11 protein-coding genes are annotated in these 16413 nt (G+C 55.8%); 8 read left to right on the top strand and 3 right to left on the bottom strand.

Annotation, left to right across the window (positions count from 1 at the left end):
* Both QM579_RS11000 and QM579_RS10995 read left to right on the top strand, forming a co-directional pair.
* A partial coding sequence (locus QM579_RS11000; RefSeq protein ID WP_414999190.1) for a translocation/assembly module TamB domain-containing protein occupies positions 1-1178 on the top strand: 1178 nt, incomplete at its 5' end.
* A 280-nt stretch (positions 1179-1458) separates the two neighbouring features.
* Positions 1459-2040 carry a GNAT family N-acetyltransferase gene (locus tag QM579_RS10995; RefSeq protein WP_414999189.1) on the top strand — a complete coding sequence of 194 codons (582 nt, stop codon included), beginning with the start codon at positions 1459-1461 and terminating at the stop codon, positions 2038-2040.
* A 319-nt stretch (positions 2041-2359) separates the two neighbouring features.
* On the opposite strand, the gene QM579_RS10990 is transcribed toward QM579_RS10995, so the two are convergent.
* The 3 genes from QM579_RS10990 to QM579_RS10980 form a co-directional block, all read right to left on the bottom strand.
* Complete coding sequence (locus QM579_RS10990; protein ID WP_414999188.1) at positions 2360-4405, bottom strand: cache domain-containing protein; 2046 nt, start codon at positions 4403-4405, stop codon at positions 2360-2362.
* A 304-nt stretch (positions 4406-4709) separates the two neighbouring features.
* Positions 4710-6539, bottom strand: a complete 1830-nt coding sequence (gene typA, locus QM579_RS10985) for a translational GTPase TypA (protein ID WP_414999187.1) — start codon at positions 6537-6539, stop codon at positions 4710-4712.
* Positions 6540-6597: 58 nt separating this feature from the next.
* Positions 6598-7521, bottom strand: coding sequence for a purine-nucleoside phosphorylase (locus tag QM579_RS10980; RefSeq protein ID WP_414999186.1), 924 nt, complete (start codon positions 7519-7521; stop codon positions 6598-6600).
* 279 nt (positions 7522-7800) lie between these two features.
* Here QM579_RS10980 and QM579_RS10975 point away from each other — a divergent pair, with 279 nt between their 5' ends.
* The 6 genes from QM579_RS10975 (at position 7801) to sat (ending at position 16050) form a co-directional block, all read left to right on the top strand.
* Complete coding sequence (locus QM579_RS10975) at positions 7801-9240, top strand: biotin carboxylase N-terminal domain-containing protein (RefSeq protein ID WP_414999185.1); 1440 nt, start codon at positions 7801-7803, stop codon at positions 9238-9240.
* 136 nt (positions 9241-9376) lie between these two features.
* Complete coding sequence (locus QM579_RS10970) at positions 9377-11626, top strand: acetyl-CoA carboxylase carboxyl transferase subunit alpha/beta (RefSeq protein ID WP_414999184.1); 2250 nt, start codon at positions 9377-9379, stop codon at positions 11624-11626.
* Positions 11627-12070: 444 nt separating this feature from the next.
* On the top strand, positions 12071-12721 hold the full coding sequence (locus tag QM579_RS10965; protein WP_414999183.1) for a biotin attachment protein: 651 nt from the start codon (positions 12071-12073) through the stop codon (positions 12719-12721).
* Positions 12722-12764: 43 nt separating this feature from the next.
* Entirely contained in the window at positions 12765-13103 is a 339-nt protein-coding gene (locus QM579_RS10960; RefSeq protein WP_183718443.1) for a hypothetical protein, read from the top strand.
* 41 nt (positions 13104-13144) lie between these two features.
* Positions 13145-13684, top strand: a complete 540-nt coding sequence (locus QM579_RS10955) for a single-stranded DNA-binding protein (RefSeq protein ID WP_183718442.1) — start codon at positions 13145-13147, stop codon at positions 13682-13684.
* A gap of 1094 nt (positions 13685-14778) precedes the next feature.
* On the top strand, positions 14779-16050 hold the full coding sequence (gene sat / locus QM579_RS10950) for a sulfate adenylyltransferase (RefSeq protein ID WP_414999182.1): 1272 nt from the start codon (positions 14779-14781) through the stop codon (positions 16048-16050).
* Positions 16051-16413 lie beyond the last annotated feature (363 nt).

Raw genomic sequence — 16413 nt, 5'->3', positions numbered from 1 at the left:
TGCAAGGCGTGCTGCTGACCAATATCAATCTGCGCCTTAACCTTGAAGAAGGCCGTGGAGGCAACTCCGGCAAAAAGCAGGGTGGCCTGCCCGGCATTGCCCGGCTTGAACTGGACGCATCAGGCGGTCTTGGCGGCAAGCTGCGTGTGGCGGGATTTGCCAATCTTGACGGCAGCAAACTGGACATCAAAACCACCATAGACCATTTGCGCCCCTTGAGCCGCCGTGACATTCGCATAGAACTTTCTGGCGAAGCAGGAGTAACCGGCAGCGCGGCTGCCCCGCATGTGGACGGAAAAATCATCGTCAATCAGGGACTTGTACAGCTTAACAAGCTGGCTGTGGGCGGCAGCGTCACGACCCTGCCCATCAGTGAAACCCCTGCCGTTTCGCAAGCATCTCAAGTTGCCGCGCCTGAAAAACCCGCCGCACAGGGCAGCCTGAACCTGAACATTGTGATTCCTGGCCGCTTTATTGTGGAAGGGCATGGACTTACCAGCGAATGGAAGGCCGACATTCTGATCTCCGGCACGCCAGAAGACCCGCAAGTCACGGGGCAGGTAACAGCAGTCAAAGGCAGCTTTGACTTTTTAACCAAGATATTCAAACTGTCACGCGGCACCATTACCTTTGCCGGGGGCGCGCTGAGTAACCCACTGCTGGACATCAAACTTTCCAACGAGACCCCCAACCTCACTTCCTATGTGACCATCTCGGGCACAGTGCGCAAAATGAAGCTGTCCCTGAGCAGCGAACCGGAACTGCCCAGAGACGAAATTCTGGCTCAGATTCTTTTTGGCAAAAGCACCAATGAACTGGGGCGGCTGGAAAACCTGCGGCTTGCCGGAGCAGTGGCCCAATTGGCTGGCTTCGGGTCCAGCGAGGGGGGCATTTTTGACATGACCCGCAAGGCTCTGGGCGTCGATGTGCTTCGTCTGAATTCTGCTTCGGGCCAGAACTCCGGGGACCAGTCCGGCGATGAAAGCATGGGGGCAGGCACTTCGGTGGAAATGGGCAAGTACATTACAGACATTATCTACATAGGTGTGCAGCAAGGCATGAAACAAGGCAGCACAGCCTTTATCATTCAGCTTGAAATCACGCCTCGCACCAGCCTTGAGCTGCGCTCGGAACAACAAAATACCTGGGGCGGCATTCGCTGGAAATACAACTACTAGAGATCTTTTATACGCCATCACGGTGCACAGTTTGAGCCTACCGGGCAACACAATAAACAGCGTTCCAGACAGCTAGCCCGGCCCGAAAATTGGTTAATCATTTAACCATAAACTATTATAGCGCTATCCGAAAGTGTCGTACGCCGTAACGCGGCATGTATTTAGTAAAATTGCAGTACTATGTTGATGATAGCTTTGAAATGTACAGTATTTCAGTGTTGATCAGTGACTAAATAAAAAATCAACGCACCAGTTTTGCTATATTTTCAAACAGAAAAACATGAAATCACCCCCCCATACATCCACTCCCGCAGGCGCGACGCTGCTTTTACGCCCCGCCCTGGCAACGGACCATGCCGCTCTTGCTGACCTTTGGAAGCGCAGCGTGTTGGCAACGCACCACTTTCTCACCCCCTTGGCTGTGGATGAGCTTTACACCGCCCTGCTGCAAGAATACCTGCCCGGAGTGGAAGAATTGTGGCTGGCAGAATATGGGCAGTCCCTCCCTGAAATGACAGACGCCGCTACGCCGGACAAAGACAGTGCGACAGCCTCTGAAGACGCAGAGCCATCTGCACATTTGCCCCATCCAGTGGGCTTTATGGGCTTCAACTGGCCGCAGATAGAAATGCTCTTTGTGGAACCGGAATTTTTCGGCCACGGCATAGGCAAGGCGCTTCTTGCTCTTACGCAAAGGCGGGCCATTGCAGAAGGTGCGACACTGACACTTGATGTCAATGAACAAAACCCCTCAGGCCTGGCCTTTTACGAACGCATGGGCTTTGCGGTGACAGGCCGCTCCCCCGTGGACGGGCAGGGCCGCCCCTACCCCTTGCTGCATATGGAATGGCGGCAGCACTAGAACTATTTTGGATAAAATTCTGGCCGCGTTAGAACAAAAAAAGCTTTGAGGATATGAATCCTCAAAGCTTCAGAAACACCCGTTATAGCGCGTAAACGGCCATATAAACTGCAGTACGCCCATCCCGACAGTTCGCGATGCAGGAAGCATCCGTAGCGTTGCGGTCCTGCTTCGCCAAGTTAACCCATCACGGTTCGAACAGACTTGCATTGCAACAGGGGCTGAAACGGTGCCTACGCCTCCCCAGTGCGCGTCTGCTCATGCAGATGCCGGAGCACCTCAAAATAAAGATGCTCCGGCGATTCAAACTAACGTTGCCCTAGATCGGCAAACGCATAACGCACAGCACGTCATTGGCGTAGCGCCCGTCGCGCTTGTATTCCCGGTAACCGCGTGAACAAGCGCAGCCCACGGCATAGAGAACACCGTCAACAGATTCCAGACGTGAGGCGCACTCTCCCTGCCCCAACGCAAGCCAGTCGTCGGGCAATCGATAGCTTTCACCCGGCGTCATGTCGGGCGCGCTGGAAGCCACAACAACACCCCCGGCCTCAACAAAAAATCCCGCTGCCCCTTTCAACACCGCTCCAGCGCAGTCTCTGGGCAACGTGTCGTCCAGCATGCCCGCGAACTGGGGCAGAGAATCAAAGACAATACCAATGCCGCCAACCGCTGGCCCGCCTTCGGGCGGGAGCACTGGCGCACTGTATATGTAAGAAGGACGGGCCTCACCGTCCGGACGGTAAAGCTCTGTAACGCGGAAGGGTGAAACGGCAAAGTCGTTGGAATCCGTAAGCGCCAGAGTGCGGCGCACATAATCTTCACTTATCTGCTCCCCATAGCGGGCACGCTCTGACGGCCGGGAACAGGCCACTATAACGCCGTGCGCATTGTACAGAAAAAGATTGGAATACACTGTGTAGTAACTGTTGATATATTCCAGCACACTCTCAAGCCGGGCCAGGTCGCCTCTGCTGACAGACGGCTGCGACAAGATTTTGCGAAAATCAGGCGTCAGCGCCCACCAGCGGCAGTCGTTGGCACGCTCGTAGAGGTTGCGGTCCATAATTTCAACGGTGATGGAAGCAAGAAACGAGGCGTCGTTAAGGCGCGAGGCTGTCACAGTGTTCAGCAGACCATTGGTGAAACGGTGGAATTCACGCTCCATTTCCACACACATTTTCCGCACTGCGTCCAAAATGGGAGGCAAGGCCTGGGCGGCATGCCGCTCCTCCTCCCTGGCATTGCCGCTCTGGCGGGCGGCCATGATCTGCCCGTTGAGCGCCGCCAGAGTCAGATCGCCCATAACGTCGCTGGCCTGTTCTTCAATGCTGGTCAGCTGCGCGGAAAAGTCCGCCTCGCGGCGCACCAGTTCTGCATCCAGCCCATCTGTGGGCCTGTCCGCAAAGGCGCTTTGCGCGCTGCGGAGCACCTGCGCGCGCCACGGCTGCCCTGTATACCCCTGGTAGCCCTCTGACGGGCGCGAAACTGCCAAAGAAGTTTTGCCGCCAAACCCGGTTATGGAAAAACTTGTAGCGCTGTCGCAGTCGTACACACGGCCCACGGGCGCCTGTATCGCGTTGCTGCTGGCAAAGGCTTTTCCACTCTCGTCCAGCAGCAGCACAGCCATATCACGGGCAAAACGGGCCATACCAGAAAAAAGGTCGGCGGCTTCCCCTTCCATATCAAAAACAAGGCACAGCACCCCCAACGGAGCCGCTGTGCCTTCGGCACGTATCGCATGCGAATAGACAAGCGCCGCGTTACCGTCTGGCGAAAGGTCTGTGGGACGGAACGCTTCAACGAAGTCCTCTGAAGCCAGCGTCTGCCCGATGAGCGGATCGTGCGAGGCGCTTACGGGTCTGGCGGCGTCCAGCTGCACACGCACACGCCCCTGCGGATCAAGCACAAGAATATCACGGTACACGCTATATTTGGTGCGGTAGGCTTGCAGCCGGGCGCGCATGCCGGGCACATCGCCGGCCCCTTCCTGAAGGAAGCGTATAATCTCTCCGTCAGTGGCCAGAAAGCTGACATCCGCCGTGCGTTCGTAAAGATTGCGCTTGATGATGTCCATAACCACCTGGGCCACGGGCGACATCTCGCGCACTGCTTTTTCGAGCAGTTTTTCCGCCAGCATGCCAGTCAGATCGTGGCGCAGAAGCCCAAAGGTGTCGCGCGTTTTAAAAATGAAATCGAACAACGTGGAAGCTATGGCATTGCAGTTGATTTTTCCTGTAAGGGCTATCCAGGTCCACTGCCGCTCAAGCTGCGCAAACACCGTGCGGCAGCGCCCGATTTCGGGCATGAAGGGAGCCAGCTTTTCAACAGCGGATTTTGTATAGGCGTCCAGATCGCACAGCATGCAGCACCTCGCTCACACCCGGAGCACAATAGCAGGGTTACGTTATGAAAACGTATTCACAACAAAAAGCGGCAACCCGCGGTAAAGCGCTTGTCGCCACCGCGCGGATTGCCGCACCAATACCGCTGTCGCTGTTTCTCACCCGCGGGGGCGGGTTGCTTCAAGTTAATGCATTTCGTGGCAAGGTTTTCACTATATCCGCGCAGAGCAGATGAACATCTAGATGCTCATCTGCTCTGCGCAGAAATCAACCACAAAATGGATTTTGCCCTCTGCCGCCAAAGGGGCAGAAGACATTTGAATATTAGCTGCCTTTGCGTTTACCAGCAGACTGGTACCGCTTTTGGGCAGACAGCTCGGACTTGCGCAAACGGATGGAAAGGGGGGTAACTTCCACCAGTTCGTCTTCACGCACAAAGTGCAGGGCATGTTCCAGAGTCATTTTTCTCACAGGCGTCAGAGTAACGTTTTCATCCTTGCCGGAAGCGCGCATGTTGGTGAGCTTTTTTTCCTTGGTGGCATTGACGTCGATGTCGTTGTCACGGTTGTGCTCGCCCACAATCATGCCTTCGTATACGGGGTCACCCGGTTCCACAAAAAGCACACCGCGCGGCTCAAGGTTGTAAAGGCCATAAGCCACGGCATTGCCAGTCCTGTCAGCCACAATGGATCCGGTGTAGCGCGTGGGGAAGTCGCCGCGCCATTCTTCGTAGCCGTCAAGGTAGGAGTTCATTATGCCTGTGCCCTTGGTGTCTGTAAGAAACTCGTCGCGGTAACCAATAAGGCCACGCGCGGGCACGCTGAACTCCAGGCGTACACGGCCTGTGCCGTTGTTGATGCAGTTGACCATGCGGCCTTTGCGCTGAGCCAGCTTTTCAGTAACCACGCCCATAAAGTTTTCATCGCAGTCCACATAGAGACGTTCGATGGGCTCAAGGATTTTGCCGTTTTCATCCTTTTGCAGGATGACTTCGGGGCGGCCCACGGAAAGTTCAAAGCCTTCGCGGCGCATAGTTTCAATAAGAATGGCCATCTGAAATTCACCGCGACCCTTGACCAGAAAAGCGTCGCGATCTGTGGTGTCTTCAACACGCACGGACACGTTGCGCAGGATTTCTTTGGCTAGGCGGTCATGAATGGCGCGGCTCTGAACCAGCTTGCCTTCGCGTCCAGCCAGGGGCGAGGTATTGATGCCGAAACGCATGGCCACGGTGGGTTCGTCCACGCGAATGCGCGGCAGAGCACGCGGATTGTCGCGTGTGCAGATGGTGTCGCCAATGGTGACATCTTCAATGCCCGCCAGCACGACAATATCGCCGGGCTGAGCCGTTTCCACTTCGGCCAGTTGCAGGCCGTCGTACACCTGAAGCTTGGTGGCGCGCAGGGGGCGGGGCTGTCCGTCTTCACCAATGCAGGCAAGGGATTCCTTGCTCTGCACATGCCCGTGCATGATGCGGCCCACAGCCAGACGACCAAGATAATCGGAATAGTCAAGGTCGGCCACAAGCATCTGGAAAGGCTGCTCGGGGTCATGCTGCGGGCCATTGATGTGCTTCAAAATGGCTTCAAACAGCGGCGACAGGTCTTTCTGCTCGTCGTCGATATTGTTCATGGCCACGCCCTGACGGCCAATGGCGTAAAGAACCGGAAATTCCAGCTGCGCCTCGCTGGCGTCAAGGTCGATGAACAGGTCATAGACTTCGTTGAGCACTTCCTGGGGGCGGGCGTCCTTGCGGTCGATCTTGTTGATGACCACAACCACGGGCAGGCCGGCTTCCAGGGTTTTACGCAGCACAAAGCGGGTCTGGGGCAAAGGCCCTTCAGAAGCGTCCACCAGCAGAATGGCGCCAGTGGTCATAGAGAGCGAGCGCTCCACTTCACCGCCAAAGTCGGCATGGCCGGGCGTGTCAATAATGTTGATCTTGACGCCGTTCCACGAGACCGCGCAGTTCTTGGCGGCAATGGTGATGCCGCGTTCGCGCTCCAGGTCCATATTATCCATGACGCGGTCATCAAGTTGCTGACCAGCGCGAAGAACGCCGCCCTGCTTGAAAAGAGCGTCCACAAGTGTGGTCTTGCCGTGGTCAACGTGAGCTATAATGGCGACATTGCGAAGTGAGTCATTGTGCTGCATGGGGCGATTGCCTTTTGGTAGAAAAAAATAGTGTCCGGGCAGCGCTTGTACGCATTTTTCAAAGTTTTGTCACCATTGCCCGTATGAGGCGACCCAGATTTTTACCCGCCTGAGCAGCTACAAGAATGATTTCTTCCAAGGGAGCCGGGGTCATACAGTCTGGCAAATTTTTATTAGATAAACAGGAAAGACCAAGCACGCGCATGCCCAAATGACGTGCCGCAATGACTTCAAGCACCGTGCTCATGCCCACAGCGTCCGCACCCCACTGGCGGTACATGCGTGTCTCTGCCGGGGTTTCCATTTCCGGCCCGCGCACGCCGATGTACACGCCGCGCTCAAGCCGCAACCCCATTTTGGCGGCGGTTTCCATAGCCAAAGACCGCAGTTCCGCATCAAAGGGCATGCTCATATCAGGAAAACGCTGTCCCCACGGGTCGCAGTTACAGCCCACCAAGGGGGAATGCCCAGTGTGGTTAATAAAGTCCGTCATGCACATTACGGACCCGGCGTCAAAGGTGGGGTTAAGAGCTCCGGCCGCATTGGTGATGATAAGCGTTTTTACGCCCATCGCCGCCATAACGCGCACGCCCATGCATACTTCGGCCGGGGTGCGCCCCTCGTAGAGGTGGCACCGCCCCTGCTGGATCAGCACAGGCCGTCCTTGCGTATCGTCGTCTTCGCCACATGAAGCGGGAAAGCGCCCACAAACAAACGCTCCCACATGCGAATCCACACTAGACTCTGGAAAACCGGGCAAATCTGAGTAAGGTATGGCCACCCGCTCCGCAAGCCTGTCAGCCAGCCCTGAAAGGCCGGTTCCCAATATAAGACCAATGGGCGAGGCATCATTTTCTACAACGCCAGCTGCACTACAGGATATTTTGCGCATTCCCGCAGGCTGCGAAAATGTACAGGCAGATGCCGCCAGAGCCTTACGCAGGGCCGCTGCCACGGACTGGACTTCCTGCGGATTTTGCATATTATCCCTCCTGATTTTGGTCGTACAAATGGCCGCAACACAATAGCCACGGCGGGTGCGCGCTTTTTTCCACCTGCACTGTGACAGTGCGTGTGGATTTTCACACGGAAAGTGCGTATACTAATTCGATACAAACTCTGTATATCCCGCCCGGCCCTGTCCCACAAGGACAAACCAGCGGTTTGAGCTGAACCCGGCTGTTCGCGGCACACGCAGCAGCACAGGAACGAACAGACAACAACTATTTGCGCCTTCTCGGCGCCGCATACGGAGACAGGCTTGGACAAAGCTCAGGAAATCATTCCCCTGCAAAAGCATAAAATTCTGGTAGCCAACCGCGGCGAAATCGCCATGCGCATCATGAAGGCCTGCCGCAAGCTTGGCGTGGCCTTTACAGCCATATTCACGGCTGAAGACGCCGCTTCGGGTCATGTGCGCATGGCGCGGGAAGAAGGGGGCGAAAAAAGCCTTTTTCGCGTTTCTTCATACCACGATGCCAACGAACTCATGTCTGTGGCTGATGAAGCTGGCTGCACAGCCGTACACCCCGGCTACGGGTTCTTTGCTGAAGACTACCGTTTTGCCCGCCGCGTTGCCAAACGCGACCGTAAACTCATCTTCATAGGCCCCTCGTGGAAAATCATTCGCGAGCTTGGCGACAAGATCAACACCAAACGTCTCGCGCGAAGCCTTGGCGTACCCACGGTGCCGGGTTCAGACCGGCCCATTTATGATGAAATGGAAGCCGAGCGCATTGCCAAAAGCATCTTTGAGTTCCAGGCACAGCAAGGCATCAGCAGACCTCTTGTTCTGGTCAAGGCGTCGGCTGGCGGCGGCGGCATGGGCATTGAAGAAGTGTACGATCCTGACCAGTTCCGCTCTGTCTACCGCCGCATACGCAGCTACGCGCTGCGGCAGTTCAAGGACGAAGGCGTGCTGATCGAGCAGCGCATCACCGACTTCAACCACCTGGAAGTACAGGTGGTTTCCGACCGCACAGGAACGAACCCCGTACACTTCGGCACCCGTAACTGCTCCATCCAGTCCACAGGATTGCAGAAACGTATTGAAGTCGCCCCCGGCTTTGTGCCCGACGAACTGAAATACACTTTTGACGCGGGCAAGGTTCTCAAGGATATTGTTCATTATTCCCTGACGATGGCCCGCAAGGTCGGCTACGACAACGTGGGCACCTGGGAATGGATTGTAACCCGCAAGGGCGAGCCTTTCCTGATGGAAGTCAACACCCGCATCCAGGTGGAAAATGGCGTTTCAGCCCGCATTTCCAAGGTCAAAGGCCAGGGAGATGTGAACATTATTGCTGAACAGATACGCATCGGTCTGGGTGAACCCCTTGGCTACAATCAAGAGGACATAACCTTTGACGGTGTTGGCATCGAGTACCGCCTTATCGCTGAAGATCCCGACACCAACTTCACCCCCTGGGTGGGCCGCATTGAAAGCTTCCACTGGAAGGCTCAGCCCTGGCTGACCATGCTCACGCATGTTCCTACTGACGAACCGTATGAAATTCCGACGGAATTTGACCCGAACCTGGCGCTTGCCATTATTTGGGGCAAAGATCTGGAAGAAGCCAAGGCCCGCGGCCTTGAATTTTTGAACGACCTGCGCCTTGAAGGACACAATGGCGCGGGCGAAGGGTTAAAATCCAACGTTAATTTTTTAGCGGCGAATACCGGGCGGATTCTCCGCTTTTGACCGGAAGGAAAATAACATGGATAAATCCTTAGTGCTGGCCGTAAAAGACCGCATGCTTGGCAACAACCCCTTGGCTGCCCTGCACCCGTCCTACTCAAACTATCTTAAAAAACCCGTTTAGCGGCATACGCGAGTTATGGATAATAACATAGAAAAACGCATCCAGAGCCTGCGCGACAGGCTTAGCTATCTGGTGGATATTTTTGCAGGCAAGCATAAAGACAATGCGCAATTGCTGGAAGAAAAGCTCACCTCTTTTGCGACGCGCGTTCGTGCTGGGGAAGTTGAAGATCCCTATGCCGAACTGGCCACGGTAGAAGACCTTTTCAGCTATGTGGAACGCCGCCTTGAAGGCAGCATCACCCCCATGGACAAAGTTCGCATTGTACGCCACCCGCAGCGCATCTGCCTGCGCGATATTCTGGAAAACGTCTACGACAACTTTACCGAGGTGGGCGGGCAGGACGAGCACAGCCTTGACCCCAGCATGCTTATTGCCCGTGCCGTCATAACCAGACGCCGCGGCAAGAAAACCTACACCCAGTCTGTCATGGTCATCGGGCAGGAAAAAGGCCACGGCGCGGAATTCCGCAACGGCGGCTCGGTCAAACCCTGGGGCAACGCCAAGGCGCAACAGTATATGCGCGTGGCCGAAACCGAGGGCATTCCAATTCATGCCTATATCTTCACGCCCGGTTCGTATCCCATTGAGGACTACCCGGGCGCTGCCCAGCAGATCGCCCGCAATATCTACAGCATGGCTGGCCTGCGGGTTCCCGTCATTGCCGTGATCTCCGAAGGCGGATCGGGCGGTGCAGAAGCCATTGGCCTTGCCGACAAGCGGCTCATGCTTTCGCACGGGTACTATTCGGTTATTTCTCCCGAAGGGGCCGCTGCCATTGAAGGCCGTCTCAAATCCGGGGAACGTGCCGCGCCCGAACTTATTGAACACTGCGCCCAGAACCTCAAGATCACCGCGCAGGACAACTTCAAGTTCGGCTACATTGACCGCATCGTGCAGGAACCCCCGCTGGGCGCACGCCCCTGGCACTTTGATTTCTTCCGCAGCCTGCGGCAGGAAGTCATCCGTGCAACCGACGAAGTGGTGGTTTCTACCCGCAAGATGCCCATCTTCAAGGGATTGGCCCTGTCTCGCCTGCGCAAGCCCGACGCCAACCTGGACGAAATGCACACCCGCTGGGGGCTTTCATCCAAGGCCAAGGACTGCCTGCGTGAAAAACGCCAGCAGAAGTTCCTGCGTCTTTCGCGTCAGGCCGCTCGCGACCGCAGACCCTTCATCACCAAACTGGCCGTCGCAACCTGGGACTGGATTTCCAAACCCTGGGTAAGCTTCAAGTACGATTTCTACCGTAAGCACCAGAGGCGCATCCGCACCTTTATGGAAGAAATGGACAACGAATGGGAAGTGTTCAAGGGCCGCCTGCTGGCTCCCTGGCACAAGCTCACCCGCAAGTTGCCCAGCAAACAGGACAGCAAGGCCAAGGAACTCATGGCCCTTTCCACCTGGGCCGACGATTCGCGCCGCCTCAAGTGGAACTATATATCACCGCGTTACAAGACAGACCGCGCGGTCACCTGCCCCAACAGCGCTTCTTACGGCTGCCTCGACCTTTGGGGACCGGACCTCTTTGCCGAGTTTGCGGGTGTGTGCAGCCATTGCGGCTACCACTTTCCTATGGAGCCGGAATGGTACGTGAAGAACGTCTTTGATCCCGGTTCTGTTTTTGAGTTCAACAGCGAAATTGAAGCGGGCAATCCTCTGGACTTCCCCGATTTCAATGACCGCGTCAGCGCAGCGCAAAAAAAGACCGGGGCCAAGAGCGGCTGCATGACCTTTGAGGCCCGCATAGACAACACCAAGATGGTGGTGGCCATGCTTATGGGCACCTTCCGCGGTGGTTCCGTCGGCGCTGCCGAGGGCTACAAGTTTGTGGAAGCCGCCCAGCGCGCAGCCAAGAAGCGGTATCCGTTCCTGGCCTATGTGCACGGCACGGCTGGCATTCGTATTCAGGAAGGAACCCACGGCGTCATACAGATGCCGCGTTGCACGGTGGCAGTGCGCCGCTATATCGAATCCGGCGGACTGTATATGGTGCTCTACGACACCAACTCCTTCGCCGGACCAGTGGCCAGCTTCCTCGGCTGCTCGCCCTACCAGTTCGCCGTGCGCTCGTCCAATATCGGCTTTGCCGGCCCTGGCGTTATCAAAGAAACCACGGGTATGGACATTCCGCCCAAGTACCATCGCTCCTACCGCGCCTTGTCACGCGGGCATATTCAGGGCATATGGGACAGAAGGCAGGTACGTGCCAACTTGAAGCAGGCTCTGCTCACCATCGGTGGCAGGAATCTGTATTATCGGTAGGCGGTGTTGTAGTGGTACTGATGCGTAACCAATTACTGTCGCCATCTCTAAGGCCCTGCGGCCCTAAGACCTGCCGCGCTCTGCTCACCATCGGTGGCAGAAACCTGTACTATCGGTAGGCGGTATTGTAGTGGTACTGATGCGTAACCAATTACTGTCGCCATCTCTAAGGCCCTGCGGGCCTAAGACCTGCCGCGCTCTGCTCACCATCGGTGGCAGGAGTTTGCACTGCCTGTAGGGGCGGCGATGGATTCTGGATACGGTATGGCTCCCTGCCGCTCTTAGCAGGGAACCCCAGAGGGTGACTTTCCGGCCCGCTGGCGGACGGATTATGCAGAGATGTCAGTACACAAAGTAACGTGCGCCCTGTGGGGCAGACATTAAAGAACCCAAACGCCCGTGCCGCTCCGGCGGCACACGCGCCAAGCATATTACGGACCAAGCATGATCAATATATCTTCGTTGCTGGACGAAATTAAAGCCTCTCCTTACCGCGAAATCGTTATCCGTACTCCGCATACGGGGCAGGTTACTTTTGCGGGGCTCAAGCAGGGCGACAAAACATTTGGTCCCCAGGGCCAGTGGAAGGAAAAGCCCGGCACTCTTATTGCCACGCTGGAACGCGAACGCAATCCCAAGTCTATCTGCGCCTCTGAAAAGGGTGAGGTGAGCACGATACATAGCGAACTTGAAGGCCAGTTTGTCGAGGCCGGAACTCCGCTTGCCGTGCTGCGCCATATGCTGACAAAGGATGAGGTGCAGAGCATCATTCTGCAAAAAACCCTGCACCTGTTCTGTGCGCCTGAACGCGCCAAGTACTACTTCACGCCTGAAGTGGACAAAAAAATCCGCGCTGCTGACGCTCAGTCAGTAGCCGTACGCGACGGCATGGAACTGCTCATCATGTCACGCATGAAGCGCGAAGTGCCTCTCAACTACTCCGGGCCTGAAGGCGTCATTTACGCTGTCTACTTCAAGATCAATGACAACATGGACGCCGGGGCTCCGCTTCTGGGTGTGTGCCCCAAAGACCAGTTGCCTGCCATTCAGGACGTCATCATGCGTGTGCAGACGGAGTGGACGGAAAAGGAATAGAAGGCCCTCTCTTTCGGCCAGTCAATCAACGCGGAGAACCATTATGGGCAACGCCTTGCAGATACGTGTCACTGCCGTGACCTGGAACGAAGACCTGCTCGAAAAACTGTGGCCCAAGTTGACGGAACTGGCCTTCAGCGTTCCTATCAAACACGAGAAGCACGGTGTTCTCGAGATGGTGCGCGCCCTGAGTGACGGCCTGCAGTTTCTGCCCTGGTCCGAGGCCAGGCGCAAGGCGATGGGGCCCGGCATTGAAGAGGCAGCCCGCATCAAGCAGGCGCTGGAAAATGCGCTGGCAGACTGGCAGCCCCGTGAGGCCAACATTTTAAGTGACAAACTTGAAGACGTGCTGGATAATCTGGAAAAGGCTTTTGTGGCCTGACAGATCCGGAACACAGCAGTATATCATCGGAGAGCATTCGCATGCTGAATAAAGTTATGATTATTGGCCGCCTGGGCCGTGACCCCGAGTTGCGCTACACTCAGAGCGGTTCGCCCGTGGCCAGCCTCAATATCGCTACAGACGAATCCTATACCGACCGTGACGGCAACAAGGTTGACCGCACCGAATGGCACCGTGTGTCTGTTTTTCAGCGTCAGGCAGAAAACTGCGCCAACTATCTCACCAAGGGCAGTCTGGTTTTTGTGGAAGGCAGCCTGCAAACCCGCAAGTGGCAGGACCAGCAGGGTCAGGACCGCTACACCACTGAAATCAAGGCGCAACGTGTTCAGTTTCTGGAACGCAAGGGCGATGCCCCTCGTGAGGGCGGCGGCCGCAGTTTTGATGAAGACTATGGCGCACCTTCTGCAGCTCCCCGTGGCAACGCCCCGCGTGGGGGCCAGGGTGGAGCCCCGCGCCAGCAGGCGCAGGGTGGAGGCCAGGGTGGCCGTCGGGGTATGGATGAAGACCTCGGTCCCGCCTTCCCTTCTGAAGCGTCCAATATGGACGAAGTGCCCTTCTAGACATTTCTATTATGAGTTCAGGCGTAACCTGCGGCTGCCAGTTGCTGCCCAGAACTGCCTGATCTGCACTGCTTGGCCGGAACCACACAGGTTCCGGCCTTTGTTTTGTCAAACGCGGCACGCGCGCATTTGCACCTTCCCCAATATTCACGCCTTGTTTCGAACTGGCCTTGCACTACGGGCCTCGCCCCACTGCAGCTTTGTGCAACCTGGTCCGATCCCCTTCGCTCCCACCAGTTCAGCCACTAGCCTGTCGCAACCTCACCCTGCCCCAGAGCGCCGGACCTAGCCCAGAACCTACCTCGATCAGAATTGGCGCTATCAACTAGCTCGGTCGCATCCCTAGAAACGCCGTTTGTCGTAGCCATCTCCCCAAAATATAATCAGATCCAGCATCCTGCCTGTAACCGATTTTCTTCAATAGAGTTCAGCCCCAACCTATGGCGCAAACCATCCCGCTTCTGTGCATCGCGCAACCTGCCTCCCACTTCGCGCACTTTCCCCGCTGCCACTCCCAAGCCTCTGCTCTTCTGAACAATGCAGGCCTGTGTTTTGCCTGCCCGTTGAAGGCTCGGATAGTAGCTATTCTAAATTTGCGCGCCTATTCAAAATGGGAGATTGCGAAAAAAAGCGCCATCGCTAAAATTGCGAGGTGCAACACCTCCAGTAACAATCAACTTTCAATCCCCATTCAGACTATCAACACATGCTTGCAATGTGAATATTTTGTTACAATTTAAGTATGTTATGAAATATTTTCATTTTTTCACATCAAAATTCCAAAAAAATTTACAAGAATATCAGCACTTCACGCACACGTTAGCCCGAACGCCCGCAAAGGAGATTTGCGCGTTTTTTCCAGCGAGGGGGCTTCTCTTTTTTAAAAACATGTCGTAAGATGGTATTTAGGTTTTCTGGCGGGGTTCAACGTCTTTTCGTATATTTTTGCTGACGTTGTCAGGAAAATTTGCAAGAGGTAGTTGACTTTTTGTTAGATTATTCACAAGATGGTTTTTGAAAGAAGCCCTCCCCATTCCGGTCAACGTGATGCCACGGTGGGAGGCTGTCATAACCAAAACACGGAGGATTTCGCGATGTCCAAATTGGTAGCTCCTCACGGCGGTAAGGGTCTGGTCTGTTGCCTGCTCGAAGGTAAGGCCTTGGAAGACGAAAAGAAAAAGGCTGCAGGCCTCAAGCAGATCGAGATTTCTTCCCGCGCTAAGGGCGACCTTATCATGATGGGCATTGGCGGCTTTTCGCCTCTGAACGGCTTCATGAACAAGGCCAACTGGAAGAGCGTGTGCGAGAAAATGACTCTCACCGACGGCACCTTCTGGCCCGTGCCTGTGACCCTGGACATCTCCGCTGACGAAGCCAAGACCGTCAAGGCTGGCGACGAAGTGGCTCTGGTCCGTAAGGGCGAAATCATGGCCACCATGAAGGTCGAAGAAGTCTATGAAATGACTGAAGCCGACAAGAAAATGGAATGCGAACTGGTCTTCAAAGGCGAAGGCCCCGACTCTGAAAAGTTCTGGGAAGTGGCTCCTGAAGACCACCCCGGCGTGAAAATGGTTCTGGCTCAGAAAGAATTCAACATCGCTGGCTCCGTCAAAGTGCTTTCTCAGGGTGAATTCCCTGAAAAGTTCCCCGGCGTGTACATGACCCCCGCCCAGCTGCGCGCCAAGATGGACGAACGCGGCTGGCAGAAGGTTGCCGCCCTGCAGCTGCGCAACCCCATGCACCGCTCGCACGAATACCTTGCCAAGATCGGCGTGGAAGTGTGCGACGGCGTGGTCATCCACTCCCTGGTGGGTTCCCTGAAGCCCGGCGACATTCCTGCTGAAGTGCGCGTGCGCTGCATCGACACCCTGGTCGACAAGTACTTCGTGAAAGACTTCGTCATCCAGGCTGGCTACCCCCTGGACATGCGTTACGCTGGTCCTCGTGAAGCCCTGCTGCACGCCACCTTCCGCCAGAACTACGGCATCAACAACCTGCTGGTTGGCCGTGACCACGCTGGCGTGGGCGACTTCTACGGTATGTTTGAAGCTCAGGAAATCTTCCGCAAGATTCCTGTCTCCGCCGAAGCTGGCAAACGCCTGCTCTGCGACCCCCTGAATATCGACTGGACCTTCTACTGCAAAAAGTGCGACGGCATGGCCAGCATGCGCACCTGCCCGCACGGCAAGGAAGATCGCGTCATCCTGTCTGGCACCAAACTCCGCAAGATGCTTTCCGAAGGCGCGGAAGTGCCGGATCACTTCGGCCGCGAAGAAGTGCTTACCATCCTGCGTGAGTACTACTCCAGCCTGACCGAAAAAGTCGAAGTCAAGATGCAGCGTGCCGCCTCTGGTTCCACCATGTAAGGACGCCGCAGTCACAACGCGAAAGGACGCCCGCAAGGGCGTCCTTTTGTTTTGGCGGGTTGCCCGTCACCTGCCCCAACGTGCAAATAATGCGGCAATGTTGCCCATTATGGTCACAAGGCACATACAACCTGTTTTACTTTTGCACAGGATGAATTTTGCTTTAACCAGATCCGGCAAAATGACTTCTCTTCAAAGCCCCCTGATGCCAGCCGCCTGGCATGTCTGAAATTGTTACATATGTTTGAGCCTGATCCACCCGTGACGTGTTCACACTTTACCTGAAGTAAAAAAAAGCCTATAATCAAATGATACATTTCGGGCATAGAAGTCGTCGTGCGGCTGCCGCAAGCGTGCGGCCCC

Source organism: Desulfovibrio sp. (assembly GCF_047607245.1).
Taxonomy (GTDB): domain Bacteria; phylum Desulfobacterota; class Desulfovibrionia; order Desulfovibrionales; family Desulfovibrionaceae; genus Desulfovibrio.
Note: the sequence above shows the minus strand (reverse complement) of the source record. Positions and strands in the feature narration are given on the sequence as shown.